Annotated in this window: 11 protein-coding genes; 3 read left to right on the forward strand and 8 right to left on the reverse strand. The window is 56.1% G+C overall.

Going from position 1 to position 17,870, the window contains the following annotated elements; translation table 11 throughout:
* Positions 1-39: 39 nt before the first annotated feature.
* The 6 genes from F1728_RS12665 to F1728_RS12690 all read right to left on the reverse strand — a co-directional run bounded on the left by F1728_RS12665 (position 40) and on the right by F1728_RS12690 (position 9,025).
* Positions 40-2,058, reverse strand: coding sequence for a transglutaminase-like domain-containing protein (locus F1728_RS12665; RefSeq protein WP_155364410.1), 2,019 nt, complete (start codon positions 2,056-2,058; stop codon positions 40-42).
* On the reverse strand, positions 2,055-3,392 hold the full coding sequence (locus tag F1728_RS12670; RefSeq protein ID WP_145180194.1) for a DUF58 domain-containing protein: 1,338 nt from the start codon (positions 3,390-3,392) through the stop codon (positions 2,055-2,057). The genes F1728_RS12665 and F1728_RS12670 overlap by 4 nt, the downstream gene beginning before the upstream one ends.
* An 88-nt stretch (positions 3,393-3,480) precedes the next feature.
* Positions 3,481-4,443: an AAA family ATPase gene (locus F1728_RS12675; RefSeq protein ID WP_145035871.1), complete on the reverse strand. Its 963-nt coding sequence runs from the start codon at positions 4,441-4,443 to the stop codon at positions 3,481-3,483.
* Positions 4,444-4,706: 263 nt separating this feature from the next.
* On the reverse strand, positions 4,707-6,194 hold the full coding sequence (locus tag F1728_RS12680) for a sulfatase (RefSeq protein ID WP_155364411.1): 1,488 nt from the start codon (positions 6,192-6,194) through the stop codon (positions 4,707-4,709).
* 25 nt (positions 6,195-6,219) lie between these two features.
* A complete protein-coding gene (locus F1728_RS12685; protein ID WP_155364412.1) occupies positions 6,220-7,632 on the reverse strand; it encodes a sigma-54-dependent transcriptional regulator in 1,413 nt (470 codons plus the stop codon).
* A complete protein-coding gene (locus F1728_RS12690) occupies positions 7,610-9,025 on the reverse strand; it encodes a sensor histidine kinase (RefSeq protein WP_194242796.1) in 1,416 nt (471 codons plus the stop codon). Before F1728_RS12690 ends, F1728_RS12685 begins: the two co-directional genes overlap by 23 nt.
* A gap of 345 nt (positions 9,026-9,370) precedes the next feature.
* On the opposite strand from F1728_RS12690, the gene F1728_RS12695 reads away from it, so the two are divergent.
* From F1728_RS12695 to F1728_RS12705, 3 genes are all read left to right on the forward strand, one after another.
* Positions 9,371-10,375, forward strand: a complete 1,005-nt coding sequence (locus tag F1728_RS12695) for a DUF1559 domain-containing protein (protein ID WP_155364414.1) — start codon at positions 9,371-9,373, stop codon at positions 10,373-10,375.
* A 104-nt stretch (positions 10,376-10,479) separates the two neighbouring features.
* Complete coding sequence (locus F1728_RS12700) at positions 10,480-11,637, forward strand: SGNH/GDSL hydrolase family protein (RefSeq protein WP_155364415.1); 1,158 nt, start codon at positions 10,480-10,482, stop codon at positions 11,635-11,637.
* The gene (locus tag F1728_RS12705; RefSeq protein ID WP_155364416.1) at positions 11,637-13,160 is read left to right on the forward strand and encodes an FG-GAP-like repeat-containing protein; all 1,524 of its coding nucleotides are present in this window, start codon (positions 11,637-11,639) and stop codon (positions 13,158-13,160) included. Before F1728_RS12700 ends, F1728_RS12705 begins: the two co-directional genes overlap by 1 nt.
* Before the next feature lie 2 nt (positions 13,161-13,162).
* Here F1728_RS12705 and F1728_RS12710 read toward each other — a convergent pair whose 3' ends face one another.
* Positions 13,163-13,999: a Vgb family protein gene (locus tag F1728_RS12710; protein WP_155364417.1), complete on the reverse strand. Its 837-nt coding sequence runs from the start codon at positions 13,997-13,999 to the stop codon at positions 13,163-13,165.
* 83 nt (positions 14,000-14,082) lie between these two features.
* Positions 14,083-17,790 (reverse strand): CRTAC1 family protein, encoded by a 3,708-nt coding sequence (locus F1728_RS12715; protein WP_155364418.1) that lies wholly within the window; start codon positions 17,788-17,790, stop codon positions 14,083-14,085.
* Between the last annotated feature and the right edge of the window lie 80 nt (positions 17,791-17,870).

Genomic DNA, 17,870 nt, shown 5'->3' on the forward strand with positions numbered 1-17,870 from the left:
CAACCCCGTTTTTACAGGCAAAATCTGCCGCTTTCCCGGTCAGACAGAGGCTTTCCGACTGCGGATTTCCTGCAGCTGCGACCGCAGTTGGCTGATCTGCTCCTGCAGCGACTCATTTTCCGGCATAAACCGGCTGCTGGCATAGGTTTGATACCAGTGGGAGATCTCCTGATTCTGAATCCGACGGGAAAACTGCATCAATGTTTCCCCAGGCTCACGAACCAGACGTTTACGGGCCAGTAGACGATCCATCTGAGACAGCAGGCGATGTAACTCCTGAATATGTAACGGATTTTCGCGAGATTCCGCACGCGTTTTCAGCTGACGCAGGACCAGATGCAACCCCCATCGCACCAGGAGCCACAGTGCCACCCCGCCCACCAGCAGCAGTAGAGGCAACTGAGCTTCCGACATCGCCAGGATCCACTGCCCCTGTTGCAGGGCCATCTTGAGCCGGGAGAACTGGCCCATTACCGACTCCCAGTACTGACGCGCCGAACCGGGGGTCTCAAACTCCGGCTGCCCGGCGAACGGCGTCGATTCGACAGTCACCCAGCCCCGATTATCATCCCAGGCTTCCACCCACGCATGCGCATGACGGCTGCGAGCGACCCAGAACTGATCGTAGGCATTCCGTTCGCGAACCACATACCCCGTAATGTAACGACAGGGTACGCCCGCAAGTCTGAGCAACAGAGCCGTCCCCGAAGCGAAGTATTCACAATGGGCCGCCGGCTTCTCTCGCAGGAAGTAGGTCAGCGGGTCTTCTCCATACGGTACGTTAATTCCCAGTTCATACTCATAGTTGTTCTGGAAGTAGGCCTGCACCCGCTGGATCTTCGCCTCAGAAGTTTCACAGCCCGCGAACACGTCTTCCGCCAGTTGCTTGATCGCGGGGTCGATCTCATCCGGCACCTGCAACAACCGCTGCAGCGCTGCATCGTGTTCGGGACGCTGTGGCAGCAGCTGACGGGGATAAAAGACCGAATAAGGAAAGCCACTGGCCATCGTCCGCGAAGTCAGCACTTCCTGGCTGTCGAACTGAATACTGTCAGCGAAGGCATACACGAGCGGTGTATTCAGCGGTGCAAAGATATGACCCGGATCCTGGGACCAGACCTGATACTCAATCCAGTTGGGCGACTTCGCCTGCCCCAGTAGAAACCAGGTCCCATCATCGGGAACACTGGCCTGCACCCCCGCCGGAGGCATCGCGATGATCGGGACATTATGACTCCCCACTTCCGAATGCCATTCCGAATTCAGAAACTGGACGAATGCCCGACCGCGGAAATAGCCCGGCTCATCGGTCGACTTGACCCGTAACCGGATCTGATCGGCTCCCTGGTCAAAGTGAGACGTCATGCTTCCCAGCCGGGAAATGGTCGAGAACCCGGCCCGCGAAGCGAGACCCGCCGTGCGGGGCTCAATCAGACGATAATACAGCTGATCCAGTTCCCGTTCGTAGCGGTCCATGCCCGTGGCTGTCAGCCAGCCCAGCAGCCAGATCGTCGCAAAGAATCCGGCTCGAATGACATAGACGGACCAGAGAGAGCGTTCGGTTTCTCGAGGTTTACGCGCCGCATGTCCGATCTGGAAATAAACGCCCGTCAGCAGTGCATAGCTGAAAACCAGAACCTGGTAGTAGAGCCCCTTCGATCCATACACGAGGATATCGCCGGTCAGAATGAAAACGATCACTCCCAGCAGTGGAAATGAGGCTGGCAGAAACGGTTCGAAGTGACTGTCAAACAGCTGCCGTAACTGCACCGTCATCACGAACTGTGCCGCCGCGTAGGCCAGCGGTGTGCGAATCGCCAGCCGGTCGAGAGTAAAATCATGCTGATAGAGCATGTACTTCACAATAAACAGCACCGCCAGCACACTGGTAACCCAGAATACCTGCCGTTTGGAAAATGAGTAACGCAATACGGAGAAATACGACAGCGCCGCCAGCACGATGATGCTGAACGAGAAAAACAGCGTCTCCGAGAGAATCGAAAACGTCGCACATTCCAGGCTGAGCATCGTAAAAGCAATCGTCCGTTGCGCATTCATATCGTTTCCACCTTTCCGCGGGCGATCTCTTCAGGTGTGAAATGATATGCTTCGCCGAATTCGTCTGCGTTGTAAGGTACCGTTGTCGGACCGTCATGAATGATAATCGTCTTCAGACTCGCGCCGGAATCGAGTACCGCCCGCGCCATCTTTTCCCGCTGATGATCCCAGTCCAGGAACAGGCAGACCGCCGTCGAGACATTCGACAGCTCCTCAAATACCGCAGGCCCGATCGTCTCGAATGGATCGTCGGGACAGCGATCGACGCAGGAGAGAATCTCCAGCACGTTATCAAAATGGGCCGTATGCCGACCGGCTCGAAACACATACAACTCCGGTCCCGCCGCAAACAGGTCGATCAGATACTCACCCCGCGCCAGTGCATCCGCAATCGACGCCGTCAGGCTGATCCCCGCTTCCAGCACATTCGTCGTCTCCGCGGTGGGAGTTCCCAACCCGGTCCGCTGTCCCAGTGATTTCCACTTCCGCTTCAGCCAGGGTTCCGTCGGCATATAGGTATCCAGAATCAGCGCGATGCGACAGTAATATTCTTCCTGGTATTCGCGAACCACCGGTTTACCAAGTCGCGCCCAGGAGCGGAAGTCGAGTCGCCGCGCCGGTTCACCCGGCACATATTCGCGGTTGCCCACATACTCGGGCGATTCCCCCACGTTGGACGTCAACGCAATTCCGCCCGGCTGAAACTTGCTCCCCACCGGTAAATCCACACTGGTCAGCTTATGAAACGCAGGCAGCACCAGTAGCGATTTCCCCGGCAGTGCAGCACTCCCCGACCGGTTCAGGTGAAAAGGAAACAGCGTGTGTACGCCCAGCTTGGGTAATGCATAAAAGCCCCGCTGCGGTGCGTCGATGGTAACAGTCACCTCGGCCGATTCGCCTTTGGGCAGGTAATTCAAAGTATCATCCCGGTCGATCTGGGCCAGTGGCTTCTCCAGCCAGCGGAAGGCGACCGCCATATCATACACGGGCAGCCAGCCCCGATTCGTCACCGTGAAGTGTCCCACCGCTGGCTGTCCGGCTGTCGTCTGTGATGGGAAGTCCCCCTCAAGTTCACAGCGGGGACGAAAAAACCAGGAAGCGAGCCCGTCCACCAGGATCAACGCCATCAGGATACTGAAGAGATTATAAATCGGCACCGATACCGAAATCGTACCAATGCCCGACAGGAAGAAACCAAACAGTAACACCTTCCCGGGATATGTCACCCGGTAATACCAGTAATGCTTGTGCATCCGCACCAGCAGCAGCCGGTTGGTGAACGAGTCTTTCTTGCGAATCGTGGGCGAATAAGGATCGTATTCCGAAACGTGCATAACGGATTCAACATGACTGGACTGCCATCGCAGGAATCAGCAACACTCCCGCTCCGGCAGAGGAATACTCTGGTAGCGTATTTCCCGGTTAGTTTGGAACTTTCACTTTGCTGACAATATCGGACACCACATCCATTTTGGTGATACTGCTGTATTTTGCTTTCGATGTCAGAATCAGACGATGCGCCAGCACATAGTCTGCCATCTGCTGCACATCATCCGGCAGCACGTAGGTTCTCGATTTCAGATAGGCAATCGCCTGGGACGCCCGAAACAGCATCAGAGAACCACGGGGGCTCACGCCCAGCTTCAACCGCGGATCGTTTCTCGTCGCCTGGACCAGATCAATCATGTAGCGGGCAACACTCTGTTCGACATGCACCGTTTTGACCTGCTCCTGCATCTGAACCACCTCTTCGTGGTTCAACACCCGCTCCAGATGATCGACCGGGTGCTCTGTCGACTGGGCAAACAGGATCTCCATTTCATTTTCCGCATCCGGGTATCCGAGTTGCAGATGAATCAGAAAGCGGTCCAGCTGCGCTTCCGGCAACGGATAGGTCCCGTGGAAATCGACCGGGTTCTGTGTCGCCAATACAAAGAACGGGGAAGGCAGTTCATACCGGACGCCTTCGATCGTCGCCTGCGATTCGCTCATCGCTTCCAGCAGCGCAGACTGCGTACGGGGCGATGCCCGGTTAATTTCATCAGCGAGTAGAATATTACAGAAGATCGGTCCCTGCCGAAAATGAAAGGTGCCGTCTACCGGGTTATAGATTGAGGATCCCAGGATATCGGTCGGCAGTAGGTCGGGCGTAAACTGCACACGATTGAAGGGAACATCCAGCGAACGGGCCAGTGCTTTGGCCAGCGTTGTCTTTCCGGTCCCGGGCACATCTTCCATCAGCACAGAACCGTTGGAAAGCAGCGCGACCATCATCATGTCGATGCTCTCAGATTTGCCCCGGATCACGCCGCTCAGATTGTCTCTCAACAGGTTTAGCTTCTGAACGTATTTTTCGCTCTGTTCCGGCAGCGTGGACTGTGCCATACGACTATCTCAATCATCATTAGAGTTTGATCGGGGAAATGCAGAATTCAACGGAGACATCGAAAAGTAGATGCGATATCACTGACGTCGGGTGACAGCTCGATTATAGCAGATCCGAGGGAAATAAAAGGACTACATATCAAGAATTCCCAACCAGTTCGGTCAAATTTGAATTTTTCATGAACCCCTTATCAAACAGTTACAATACAGGATACCGCGCCTCACTGTGGCCCCGCTCAGGAACGGCTCCCTCTCCAACGTTTTTATTTTTCGGGACGCCAGGGCTCCGGTCCCCCGGGCTTGGCCTGTAGAAACTTCGCATCGGTTTCGGTGTACCACTGGTGCAATCGACGACGCATCTGTTTCACGCGTTCCGGCTCCGCCGCTGCCAGGTCCTGCTTCTCTCCCACATCGGTTTTCAGATTGTAAAGGTGGGCCTGTCCATCTTCAAAACGCTCGATCAGTTTCCAGTCATCCATCCGGATTGCACCACCGGGAATCCCGCCCTGATTGGAATAATGCGGGTAATGCCAGAACAACGCTTCCCGCTTCAGAGGTTCTTCGCCCTGCAGGAATGGTTTCAGACTCACGCCATCCAGATGCTGTTCCGGCTTCAAAGGCAACCCGGCCAGATCCAGAATTGTCGGGTAGAAGTCGGTAGTAATGACGGGTTCGTCACAGACACTTCCCGGCTGCCCCCCTCCCGGCCAGCGAATCAGAAAGACCTCGCGGATCCCTCCTTCATACAGCCAGCCCTTGCCACCCCGCAGAGGCAGATTGGAAGTCGGCGATCCTTCGGAGGTACTCAGCCCCCCGTTATCGGCCGTCAGCATCACCACGGTATTGTCTGCCACGCCGGATGCTTCCAGCTGCTGCAGCACTTTCCCCACGGCCCGGTCCATCGATTCCACCATCGCCGCATACACGGCATGCTTCTGCAGAATCCGCACCTTTCGCTTCTCATCTGTGGGGAAGACCTGTTCCTCGTCGGCAAATTCGACTTTGCCTTCCAGCCCCAGTCGCTCTGCCTTCTCTTTGTATTTCTTGACCAGTGCATTGGGTCCCATCAACGGGGTATGCACCGAATAAAAAGCGAGGTACGCAAAGAACGGCTGCTCGCGATGCGCGTCGATAAACTCCGCTGTCTCCGTCGCCAGGCGATCGGGCAGATGCTCGCCATCCGGCCCGTCACTCAACCGCGGATTACCATAAGGCGAGAAGTATCGCTTGCCTCCATAAGGCCCCCCACGCGACCAGCCCCCCTTGTTAATATCAAAACCCTGTTTCTCCGGCCAGAATTCTTCACTCGGTCCCAGATGCCACTTCCCTGCAAAGAAGGTAGAGTAAGCGTGCTCCTTGAGTGCTTCGGCAATCGTCACTTCATCCAGAGGCATCCGGTCATTGAGGGGAGCCGGCAGAAACTTACCCGCACGTTTCCCGGAAAAGAAATTCGTCGCATCCACACGGGTCGGATATTTACCCGTCATGATGCTGTATCGCGTCGGACTGCAGACCGGGTTCGCAGCATAACCATTGGTGAACCGCATGCCGGACTTCGCGAGCCGGTTAATATGTGGCGTTTCGTAAAAGGTATCCGGGTTATTGCAGCCCACATCCATGTAGCCCAGATCGTCCACCAGAATAAAGACGAAGTTGAGCGGTTTGGATTTCTTGGCAGCCCTCAGATGCAAACCGGGACCAGCCACTAAGATCAAAGCCAGCAGAATCAGGGAGCGCGTCATCAGTCTCATGCAGGTTCACCTCAGGATTTCAGTGTCAGCTGTTTTCAATGTCGTACTGTTTCAGTTTCTTACTCAAGGTAGTCCGATGCAAGCCCAGACAGCGGGCCGCGGGCGCACATTGCCCATGAAATTTTTCCAAAGCCACTTCCATCACCGGCGGCTCAACCAGGGTGAGCAGTTTCTCATAAATCCCGGCCGCAGATTTCGGATCTCGCAACTGCTGTTCGGCCCACTGCTTGAGCAGCTCGTTGATCTCCGCATCCGAACCGGCTTGAGACTCTTCCAGACCCAGAAAGGACTGCGATACCGGCGCAGGCAGATCTTCGGAAAGTATTGTTCCGCCCCGCGCCCGTAAGGCTGCGTGTTCGATCGCATTGCGTAACTCGCGCACATTGCCATACCAGGGCCGACGCTCCAGTTCGGTAATCGCCTCTGCTGTGAGTCGATGCTGCATCCCCGTCTGCCGATCCACAAAGCGTTCCAGAAAGAACTCGGCCAGCAGACGAATATCTCCCACCCGCTTCCGCAGGGGGGGAATGTCGATCTCAAACGTACACAGGCGGAAATAAAGATCGTGGCGGAACTTGCCCCGCTTGATCAGCGATTCCAGGTTCCGATGCGAAGCGGTGATCACGCGGAAATTCGTCTTCACGCGCTGCGTCGAACCCACGGGCAGTACTTCGCCTTCTTCCAGAGCCCGCAGCAGTTTGATCTGAATCGACAGCGGAATGTCAGCCACTTCATCCAGAAAGAGCGTACCGCCGTTGGCCTGTTCCAGAAAACCCATCCGCCCCGACTCCGCGCCGGTAAACGCCCCCGGCACATGACCGAACAGTTCGCTCTCCGCCAGGCTCTCACTGAGCGAAGCAATGTTCACGGCGACAAACGGTCCCGAAGCACGATCGCTGAAACGGTGAATCGCCTGCGCCGCCACTTCCTTACCGGTCCCGCTTTCTCCCGTGAGCATCACACTCGCATCCGAAGCCGCCACCAGCGCGATTGACTTGAAGACCTGCTGCATCTCAGGCGTTGAACCCACAAGCCCTTCCAGCTGCCGCGGTTCACCCGGTTGCAGCTCTTCGCGTCCCGCCTCCTTGACCGCCTTCTCCAGTACCTGCTCCATCTGAGCCAGATCGAAAGGCTTGACAATATAATCAAACGCCCCGTTTCGCACCGCTTCCACAGCGGTCTGCAGATCACCATAGGCGGTAATCACAATCACCGGCACTGGACCAATCCGCTCGTAAAGTCCCTGCATCGCCGTCAGCCCATCCATCCCGGGCAGGCGCACATCCATCACCACCACATCGGGGCGGTCTTTCTCTGCCAGGCTCAATGCCTGCTCGGCAGTTGAAGCCATCATCACTTCGTGGCCGTGGCTTTCACCCAACTGGCTCAGCCCCCAGCAGATGGATTCTTCATCATCAACGATCAATAGTTTCGACACACGCTTTCTCCGTCTGCACCAGAGGCAACTCGACCATGAAACAGGTACGCTCCTCACGCCGTTCCCAGTGGATCTCGCCGCCGTGATTCTGCACGATCTCTCTGGCCACAAATAAACCCAGGCCGGTCCCGTCACGTTTGGCGGTCACCAGCGGTTCAAACATTTTATTCACGATCGACGACTCCGGTCCGGGGCCCGTATCAGACACTTCCAAAGTAACAGACTCTTCCCCCGTTGGGAATAACCTGACGCAAACCTCTCCCGAGATGCCCTGCGCTTCCTGCACAGCGACCGCAGCTTCAATCGCATTGAGCGCCAGATTGGAAATCAGCTGCTCCAGCGATTCCGCATCTCCTTCCACCACGAGAGGCTCGGAGCTGGTTTCGTCCTTCAAAGCGATGCCCACATGCCGGGCCGTTGGTTCCACCAGACTGACGACCCGCGCCACCAGATCATTCAGACAGACCGGCTCAAAACTGGAGAAGTGCCCCCCCTTGTTCTCCAGAAAGCTCTGCAGGTATTGCTCGATCATACACAGCTGACGGTTCGCAACCTGCAGCGTTTCGTCCTCCTGGTAATCGGGGGATTTACGGAGATACAGATCCAGCGCAATCCGGCACCCGGTCACCGCATTCCGCAGCTGGTGAGCAATCGCCCCCCGCAACTGCCCCAGCGTTTTCAGCCGCTCACTCCGTTTGACTTCGTCTTCGTAATCCCCCAGCAGTTCCGCCATTTGATTGATCGAGGTACTCAAGTCACGAATTTCATCATCGCGTTCCGGCAGAACCATCGGCTGGAAATCTCCCCGGGCAATCTGTACCACCTTGCGGTCCAGGCGCTGCAACGGTCGTGTCACACGGGCAGCAATCACCGTTGCCAGAATCGCGACCACAATCAGCGCAAGACTTCCAGCGATCAACGACGGATAAACGGCATTCGCAATCGCCTCACGATACTGCCGAACCGGATAGTAAATATGCAGGTAACGCACGCCCTCCCCTGGTATCCGGGGTTGCAGTTTCACCACGGAATGAAAAAAAGGGGAATCCCCTGCTTCGATCACATCCGAAATCTGTAACTCATCCCAGCTGGGAGGCGTCCCCTGTATGGGAGCGGGAGTAAAGTCGGGACGCGTGGACGACAGCACCTGGTCTTCCGCACCCACCAGTACAAAGTCGGCTCCCGACAATCCTTTCGTCTGGTTTAACACCGCCACGGTCAGTGGAAACGTCGCGTCGTTCAACGTATGGGCAATCTGCCGGAACTGATCCCGCACCTGTACCTTGATCTGATGCGTCGCCAGCCAGACATGCAATAAAGTCACACCCACAATCGCGCACACCATGATGCCGACCATCGGAATCAAAATCTGGTACCGTAACGGCCAGCGCATAACGGGAACTTTCCTGCACATGTAAAATCAGAGTTGAGAGTTTCCTCCCATTTTAGGAGAAACAGGGACCATAAAATACTTTGAAACCACTCTGACAACCTCGTTTTTTGGAACCGGGCCCCCACCAAGGGCAAGAATTCAACACTTGCGATGTCGCTTTATTCGACCCCCATGTCGCTCAATACGACACCACATTTTAACCCAGCCATTCAACTCAGTCTGAAACGTCTGGACTTGCAGCAAACTCAGTGAAATTCAAGGCTTTGGTATATTCTTTGCCTGCAGTTCATCCATAGAATCGTGCTTCTCAATACCCGCCGTACAAAGTAAGCTGGAAACACCGTTATGCGTCCCCGCCGTGGATTTACCCTGATCGAACTTCTAGTGGTGATCGCCATCATCGCGATCCTGATCGCCCTTCTCTTACCCGCCGTTCAACAGGCCCGGGAAGCCGCACGTCGCACCCAATGCAAAAATCACCTGAAACAACTGGGGCTCGCGATCCACAATTATGTCAGCAGCTATCGCTATCTGCCTCCCGGTGCCAGCGTCGATCTGGCCGTCACTTCCACAGGCAACAACGGATCCTGGGGCGTGCATGGTCGCATCCTTCCCATGCTGGAACAGGGCAACCTCTACGACAACGTCGACCTTTCCGTGGCCTGGGACTACCAGACCACCATAGACGGACTGAAAATCCCGGTCTACGCCTGCCCCAGTGATCCCAACAGTGACAAGGTCCGCGATCCGGGTAGCGGCAGAGCCAAACTCTATCCCACCAATTATGGATTCAACTACGGAACCTGGTTCGTCTTTGACCCCACTAACGGCAGCAGCGGCAACGGCGCCTTTTATCCAAACGCCAGCCTGACCATGGCTAACTTCACCGACGGCACCAGCAATACACTGCTCGCTGCCGAAGTCAAAGGCTGGCAGCCCTACACCCGTAACGGCGGTCCGTCGACGACAACCATTCCCGGCACAGCCTCCGAAGCGGCCACCATCGTGGCTTCAGGAGCCGACTTTAAAACCAATACCGGGCACACCGAATGGCCCGATGGTCGAGTACATCACACCGGGTTTACCGTAACCATGAACCCCAACACCTACGTTCCTTACACCAGTGGCGGCACCGAGTACGACGCTGATTTCAACTCCTGGCAGGAAGGGAAGAACGGATCCGCCGGCTCCCCCACCTACGCGATTATCACCTCCCGCAGTTTCCATACAGGGGTTGTGAACGCGGTGCTCGTCGATGGATCCGTCCGCACGATTAGTGAAAACATCTCGCTGGAAATCTGGAGGGCACTCGGTACCCGGATGAACGGCGAAGTCATCGGCGAATTCTAGCCGGCAATCGTTCGACCCCCGCTTTCTTTTTCCCGCTGGCTCCTGTTAAGATGGTGAAACAACAACCATCTTTTCCGCATCCAAGAGCATAAACAGGAACAGCAATGAGAGTGAATCAACGAACCATCTGGCTGCGCGTCTTTTCTCTGGTCTGTCTGCTGGCATCGGCAACGATCCTGCAGGCCGCCGATCAGCCGTTAACTGATTTCACCACGGACGAAAAAGACAAAACCCACTGGTTTGATATCCAGAACCTGGATGTGGAAGGCAAAGGCTGGACCGACACGGAAAGCTTTTACGATCGCCTGCCCAAAAAAGCCAAAGGCGTTGTCCGTCCTCCGGTCTGGTCACTCTCCAAACACTCCGCCGGCATGGCCGTTCGCTTCGTCACCGATGCCACCACGATCAAAGCCAGATGGACGCTCACTTCCGCCTCACTGGCCATGAACCACATGGCAGCCACCGGCGTCAGCGGCCTGGACCTTTATGTCAAAACCGAATCGGGTAAATGGCGCTGGCTCGGCGTTGGTCGTCCTGCCCAGCAGACAACGACTGCTACGCTGGTGTCAGGCATCATCCCCGGCAAACGCGAATATATGCTCTACCTGCCCCTGTATAACGGTGTCAAATCGGTGGAGATCGGCATTCCCGAATCCAGTCAGCTCTGGAAAGCACCCGCTCGCGAGACTGGTAAAGATAAACCGCTGGTCTTCTGGGGAACGTCCATTACCCAGGGAGGCTGTGCCTCACGCACCGGAATGGTCCACACCGCGATCCTCGGTCGCCGTCTCGATCGCCCGGTGATCAATCTCGGCTTCTCGGGGAACGGCCGCATGGAACCGGAAGTCGCTAAACTCATAGCCGAACTCGATGCCAGCGTCTTCATCATGGACTGCCTCCCCAACGTCACCGCTGACACCGTCAAAAAAGAGACGGTCCCTCTCGTCAAAACGCTGCGGGCCGCGCATCCCGAAACGCCAATCCTGCTGGTCGAAGACCGGACCTACACCAACGCTTATCTCAAACCGAGCAGTCAGGAACGTCACCGTACCAGCCGCGCAGCCCTCAAAGCGGGCTACGAACAGCTCAAAAAAGAAGGCGTCAAAAACCTCTATTATCTGGAAGGGGATAATCTGCTCGGCGATGATTACGAAGGTACCGTCGACAGTTCTCACCCCACCGATCTGGGCTTCTTCCGTCAGGCCGACGCTTTTGAAGAAGCACTGCGACCGATTCTGGAACAGCAGGAGCAGGCACAGTAATGCCGACCCGCAGTTGTTGTATTCTGTTTCTCGCACTGCTCACGGCGTGCGGGAAACAGGAATCGTCCTCGCTTCCCGAGGACACCTTCACGACAGAGACACGGCACACGGAATTTGAAACGGAAATCCAAAACTTCTGTGGCCACTGTCACACCTGTCCCGATCCGGGTGTGCTGACCAAAGCTGCCTGGCGGATGCAGATTCCCCGCGAATACGCGCACTACGAACAGTCCCCCGATCAGAGCCTGCGCGTCCCCCCCATGCCCGAAGTCATCCGTTACTTTGAGGCGCAGGCTCCCGAAAAACATGAGCTGCCTTCACAAATCGAGAACATCCCCTCCAGCCCGGTCGATTTTCAGCGGCAACCCGTTCCCCGTCTCGACGGCGATCCCCTGCCCGGCGTTTCGAACCTCAACTGGGTCGCTGGCAAGACACCTCACGAACTGCTGCTCACCGATCTGGGTTCCGGACGTGTCGGCCGCATCCGCTTTTCACAGAAACAACCCGAATTCGAACCGCTGGCCAAACTGCATCATCCGGCTCACATTGAACGCATCGACCTCAACGCAGACCAGCACGACGATTATCTCATCGCCGACCTGGGCAGTTTCGGGCCGGAAGACCACGACCGGGGCTCAGTCGAAGCCCTGCTCTTCGATCCGCAATCAGACAGTTATCAACAGCAGACACTCCAGGCAGGACTGGGACGGGTTGCCGACGCTAAAGCAGCCGACTTCGATGCCGACGGGGATCTCGATCTGATTGTCGCCGAGTTCGGCTGGCACAAAACCGGGCGCCTGCTCTACCTGGAAAATGTCTCGTCAGCAACAGACGATCTGAAATATCGGTTGCAGGTACTCGATCCCCGCCACGGCGCCAGCCATCTGCTGATCACCGACTGGAACCAGGACGGCCTGCCCGACTTTGTCGCCCTCTTCTCGCAGGAACATGAAACCATCGTCGCTTTTCTCAACCAGGGACAAGGTCAGTTTCGCACCGAGACCATCTTCCAGGCCCCCGACCCTGCCTACGGCTCGTCGTGTATCGACCTGGTGGACCTCGATCAGGACGGGGATCTGGATCTGCTCTATACTAATGGCGACACGATGGACAGCTTCGAACTGCGTCCCAGTCACTCCGTGCAATGGCTGGAAAACCAGGGGCGTTTCCCGTTCAAGCCACATCACCTCGCCCCACTCACAGGCGCGTATGGCGTCACCCATGGCGACTTTGACCAGGACGGCGACATCGATCTCGCCGCCTGCACCATGACCTGGAACTACGATCAACGTCGCAACACAATCGTCTGGTACGAACAGACGAAACCGGGGCAGTTTGTGCCACACCCGCTCGACTATTCCCAGGGACAGCATCCAGTGATCACCGCAGGCGACTTTAACGGCGACGGCAAGCCCGACCTGGCCGTGGGTAACTTCGAAGCCCGCGAAACAGACCAGGCCGATCAGGGCGAATGGTTTTCAATCTGGTGGAATAAAGGCACCAGGTCAGCTCAATCAGAGTGAGCTCAGTCCTGTTTCTTCACCAGGTCCGTGACCTGCTTTTCCGGATCCACAGAGAATACGGTTTTCGCATGCGGGTCAGCGACCAGAACATTCTTTCCCTGCAACGCCATCCCGACTGGATTCTTGAAAGGTTCCCCGGAAACCCATTTCTCGGTCTTGCCATCGGGCGTCACTTTCCAGAGCGCCTTTTCATAACCATCGCTGACAACGGCACTGCCATCATCCAGTACGACGACATCGTGAGGAAAATTGAACGGACGACCTTTCACGACGACGCTGACTTTCCCATCCGGAGTCACTTTCAGCAGCTGGTCTGCTGTTCCTGAAACAACCCACAGGTTTTCCTGCTGATCCAGAGCCAGTCCTCGCGGTGCACTCACTTCCGCAAACAAGGTCGGCTTACCACCGGCTGCGGGCACCTTCCAGATCCGATGCAGTTCCAGGTCGGAGACCAGCAGATCGCCGGCTTTGGTCACCACCACATCCATCGGGATTCCAATCCCCCCTTTAGTGAGGGCTTCGGGTTTCGCACCGGCTTTAGCAAACCGGTAGACTTCGCGCGTCGAGGAATCTCCTGCCAGCACCCGTCCCTGGTCATCCAGGGTCACGCACCGCACCGCATTCAGCGGCGTCCGGAACACCTTGGAGCCTTTGTAAAATTCACTGACTTTTCCGTCCTGAATACTCCAGATTCCAGGCAGCTTGCGATCCGCGACATAAACGGGACCTTTCTCAGCCGCAACAACGGAGAGTGGATATGACATCTCTGCTGCGAGACCAGCGCGAGTGGATACCAGTAACAGCAGTAGTAAGGAAAACATCTGAACGAAAATCTGCATCGTGGTCCAATACCTGTATGAATAGAAAAGAAGTTCAGTACGTATCTTACCGCAGGCCGCGGGCAAATGCACTTGTGAAAACATCAGGGACGGGACAAGTGTTTCCAGAAAGCGGCACTGTCCTGCCGACGGGTATGGTACTGCTCCCGATCAGACTTGAGTACAGATCCCTCCGGATATTCCTCGGTCGGATACGGATAGCTCCGCATCTCCCGGAACGGCAGCGGTTCTACCGCCTGGCCCAGAATCGTGTGCAGGTTCGCATCCTTGTCCCAACCCACATTATGCAGAATGAAGTCCCGCTTCCAGCCCGGACGCGTGGGACCAGCGGGAACGCGAAATCGCAGCCGCATCTCATCCCCGGCACCGAGAATCACCAACCGGTTGTCAGCATTTTCCACAAGCGGTTTCACATCCCCATAACGGGTAAAGCCCCCCTGCATCGGCGGCCACTGGATCTGCTGAGTGAGCTTCTGGTAATCGTACCGCTCCGGTCCATTCCCCGGGTGGATGATCGGCGTTGAAAAACCCCGGTGCTGTAAGTCCGCAGTTTCGAGGGGACAGACGCGCGTCATGAACTCAGCCGGGCTCTCATCGACCGTGAAAAAGATCTGGTCCCAGTAGAACTCCATGTTGGTTTCAATCCGCACGCGATAATCATCTGTCAGAAACTGGTCTGCCAGATCCACAACGATCGTTTTTGTCTTGCCTCCGGGAAAGCCCATAAACGGCTGGATCGTTTTCCAGCCACCATTTTTATCCGGCACTGCCAGTGATGGAGGTCGTGGTGAAGGCAGCGCGGGATTCTCATCGAGCGCCAGGTTAATCCCTGTATCCGTTGGATACAGCCAGCCTGTCAGGAACAGCTTGATGCGTGGCGTTTTCGCTTGCTTCACCGCCGCGTTATTCAAATCCAGTTCGAGCGTATGTACCTCGGTTAAACCCTGGCGGTACTTTTCGTCGAACGTCTTCGCATACACGTCATCTACCTCTCGTATCTCCGGCAGGACATCCCGTCCGCGATGATTGACGGCCCCGCCCGGTGTTTGTGTTTCGCGCGCCATATGAATCTTGAATGCAGCCAGATCGGGTGGCCCCACCTTTTCATTGGAAAAGATCTCCACCTCCGCCGGATGATCGACGGCCGTCAGTTCAACCAGGTCGAAGTAACCTGCCTCCCAGAGCTCTTCCGTAATCCGCAGTTCATAGTAACCCTCTTTCTCCCGGAGTCGGTCGCCGTCAATCTTGAGAAATTCCCAGTCACGACTCGGAGCCACAATCCCTTTTCCGAACTGCAGCCCGATCGGAGCCGCCCATAACAGATCTGTATAAAACGTGAACTGCTCTCCGTCCCAGGTATAAAGATAGGGACAGGATCCCATCAGGGTCTGCTTCTCGTAAATCCGCTGATCGGTTTTCGCATTGATAATGTTGACCGGAATCCCATTCGTCCACAGTACGCGAATCGCCTCCGCGACCGTCTGTTTCCCCAGTCCGAAATGTGTTGACTGTCCCGCCACAATCTGCGGCTGATAAATCGCACCGCTGCGGAGTTCCACCAGGCTGCCCACACCATAATGATTAACGCGACCACTGGCGGACTTCACTTCCCCTTTGACCTGCTCCGCGCGGAGTGAGACATCGACCCAGTGATGATCGTTCCCCTGATTCTGCAGGAACATCACTTTCCCTGCTTCAACCGTGATCACATCCAGGCTGCCATCCTGGTCCAGATCCGCCAGTCGGAACAGTTGGATCGGATTCGCACTGGTAACCTCCTCGTCGGTCACATAAGCGGTCTGTTCGGTTCGATGTTCGGCCGTGCCTAACAACAACTGTAAGCCGTTCCCGCCTGACGCCAGCACATCCAGCACGCCATCATTATTCAGATCTCCTGTTTGTAACAGGGTGCCCTGAATATCAGCCAGTTTTGTCTCCCGGATCTGCTGCACCGAGTCAACCTGCACTTCTCCTGTCCCCAGCAACCGGGTTCCCGCCAGCACCAGTGCCTGACGCTGCACGCCCACCAGATCCCAGGAACCGTTACGGTCATAGTCGGTGAGTACGCACTCTTCAAACTGATTGGCCGTGGGGCCGTTCTCTGATTCAACTTTGGAAAATGTCCGCCAGCGAAAGCGACCATGTCGCAGGTTTTCGAGGTAACCTGCCTGCCGGGTCGTTCTGCTGCAGAGAATCAGATCCAGATCGACATCGCGGTCCCAGTCCACGCGCACAATCGAAGTCGCCGCCAGATCCGCGGGCGGCAGCTGGGAATTGGCACTGATGTCCTGAAACGACAGATTCCCCCGATTCGACCAGAGCGAAACCCCCTTCCCGGTCGAAGCAGCCAGGTCCAGATCACCATCATGATCCAGGTCAGAAAAATTCACCGTCAGCACATCAGACAACGCATCCAGGGAATCGGCCTGCGGTCGGTGAACCAGTTTTCGTGTTCCCTGCTGATCATCTACCTGATTTTCCAGGACGCGAATCCCGGCTTTCCCTGCCAGCACCAGATCGAGATCGGCATCCCGGGCCGGTGAGATGGCAGCGATTGTCTGGGGTTCCTCTTTGTTCTCACCAGCCGGCGATGGAGCGAGCTGCTGCACATCCCCATCCAGATCGACGGCATGAATTTCACGGAAGTCCCCCTCCGCTGCTACAGAGGTCATCACTGACCAGCGACGGTCCTCCCCCTGTTGAAATACCTGTACCCGCTCCGCCGTCAGTAGAATCAGATCGGGTTTACCATCGAGGTCGAAATCCGCGATCTTGAGATCCCTGATATCAGCCGACACGTCTTTATTGAACTCAAGTACCCGGGCTTCGGCAAACTTCACCGACAGCGGTTTCTCCTGAGCGGGCCACTCGACCGCCGCATAAAAAGCAGGCGGAAAATCGGGGATCACAAATTCAAGTGGGTTCTGTTCAACCCGACGGCGATCGCTTTTGACCAGATCCTCAGCGATTAACACATTTCTGAGCACGCGGGCATTTCGGGTGACGAGATTCCATTTCCCATCTGTGATCGCCTGCAGAGACGCCTTGATGACTTCATTCAAATCCAGCCGGGTATGATCTTTCACGCTTTCTGCCAGTGGCGCAGCCAGCTGTTTGACCTGTTCGAAGACGGCTTTCGTCTGCTCGGACTTCTCCACAACGGCAACCTGCAGATAATCGATCGCCAGAAACAGGTTGTCCGGCTGCAGTTCCCACGCACGCTTCAAAGACGCATTCGCCAGCGCCTGTTGCTCGGGCTTCACGTTCTGTTTCTGTAACTGGGACAACTCAAACCAGATCGCTGCAGACTCGGGACTTTTTTCCAGCGCCTGTTGCAATGCCTCTTCCGCCTTGGGCTCATTTCCCAGCGCCAGTTGAATGCGGGCTGAAAGGACATAGCTGGCACTCGATTCAGGAGCAATCTTGATCAACTGTGCTACCGTCGCTTGCGCCTGGTCAGCCAGCTGTTTCCCCGACTGATGATCGACCAGTTTTTCGGGAGTCAGTTGTAACAACCGACAGATCGTCAGATTCTGAAAGCCGATCACATCGCCGGGCAGTTCTTCGGTTAACCGCTCCAACAGGGGATCACTCTCGGCGTAACGCTCGTTTTCCAGGTAAGCGATCCCCTCATTTTTGAGCCGCAAGAGTTGCTGCGCTTCGTCGTATGAAATGGGTCCACCCCCCACCGGACCACCTCCCGGCTGGAGGGTCAGAAACAGAGCCAGGATTCCGATAAACAGAATCACAGCCGCGACGATCAGGTAATGGTGAGTGGGCCGGGTAGACATGCAATAGACCTTCTATGGAATTCCAGCGGTAAATGCTCCTGCCCCAAGGATACACTTCTAGTTCATGAATTCCAGTCTGT

The organism is Gimesia benthica (assembly GCF_009720525.1).
GTDB lineage: Bacteria > Planctomycetota > Planctomycetia > Planctomycetales > Planctomycetaceae > Gimesia > Gimesia benthica.

Coding starts and splice junctions, on each gene's coding strand:
- F1728_RS12695 (WP_155364414.1), top strand. CDS start 9,371: ATGCGTCCCCGCCGTGGATTTACCCTGATCGAACTTCTAGTGGTGATC.
- F1728_RS12700 (WP_155364415.1), top strand. CDS start 10,480: ATGAGAGTGAATCAACGAACCATCTGGCTGCGCGTCTTTTCTCTGGTC.
- F1728_RS12665 (WP_155364410.1), bottom strand. CDS start 2,058: ATGAATGCGCAACGGACGATTGCTTTTACGATGCTCAGCCTGGAATGT.
- F1728_RS12680 (WP_155364411.1), bottom strand. CDS start 6,194: ATGAGACTGATGACGCGCTCCCTGATTCTGCTGGCTTTGATCTTAGTG.
- F1728_RS12670 (WP_145180194.1), bottom strand. CDS start 3,392: ATGCACGTTTCGGAATACGATCCTTATTCGCCCACGATTCGCAAGAAA.
- F1728_RS12705 (WP_155364416.1), top strand. CDS start 11,637: ATGCCGACCCGCAGTTGTTGTATTCTGTTTCTCGCACTGCTCACGGCG.
- F1728_RS12710 (WP_155364417.1), bottom strand. CDS start 13,999: ATGCAGATTTTCGTTCAGATGTTTTCCTTACTACTGCTGTTACTGGTA.
- F1728_RS12715 (WP_155364418.1), bottom strand. CDS start 17,790: ATGTCTACCCGGCCCACTCACCATTACCTGATCGTCGCGGCTGTGATT.
- F1728_RS12675 (WP_145035871.1), bottom strand. CDS start 4,443: ATGGCACAGTCCACGCTGCCGGAACAGAGCGAAAAATACGTTCAGAAG.
- F1728_RS12690 (WP_194242796.1), bottom strand. CDS start 9,025: ATGCGCTGGCCGTTACGGTACCAGATTTTGATTCCGATGGTCGGCATC.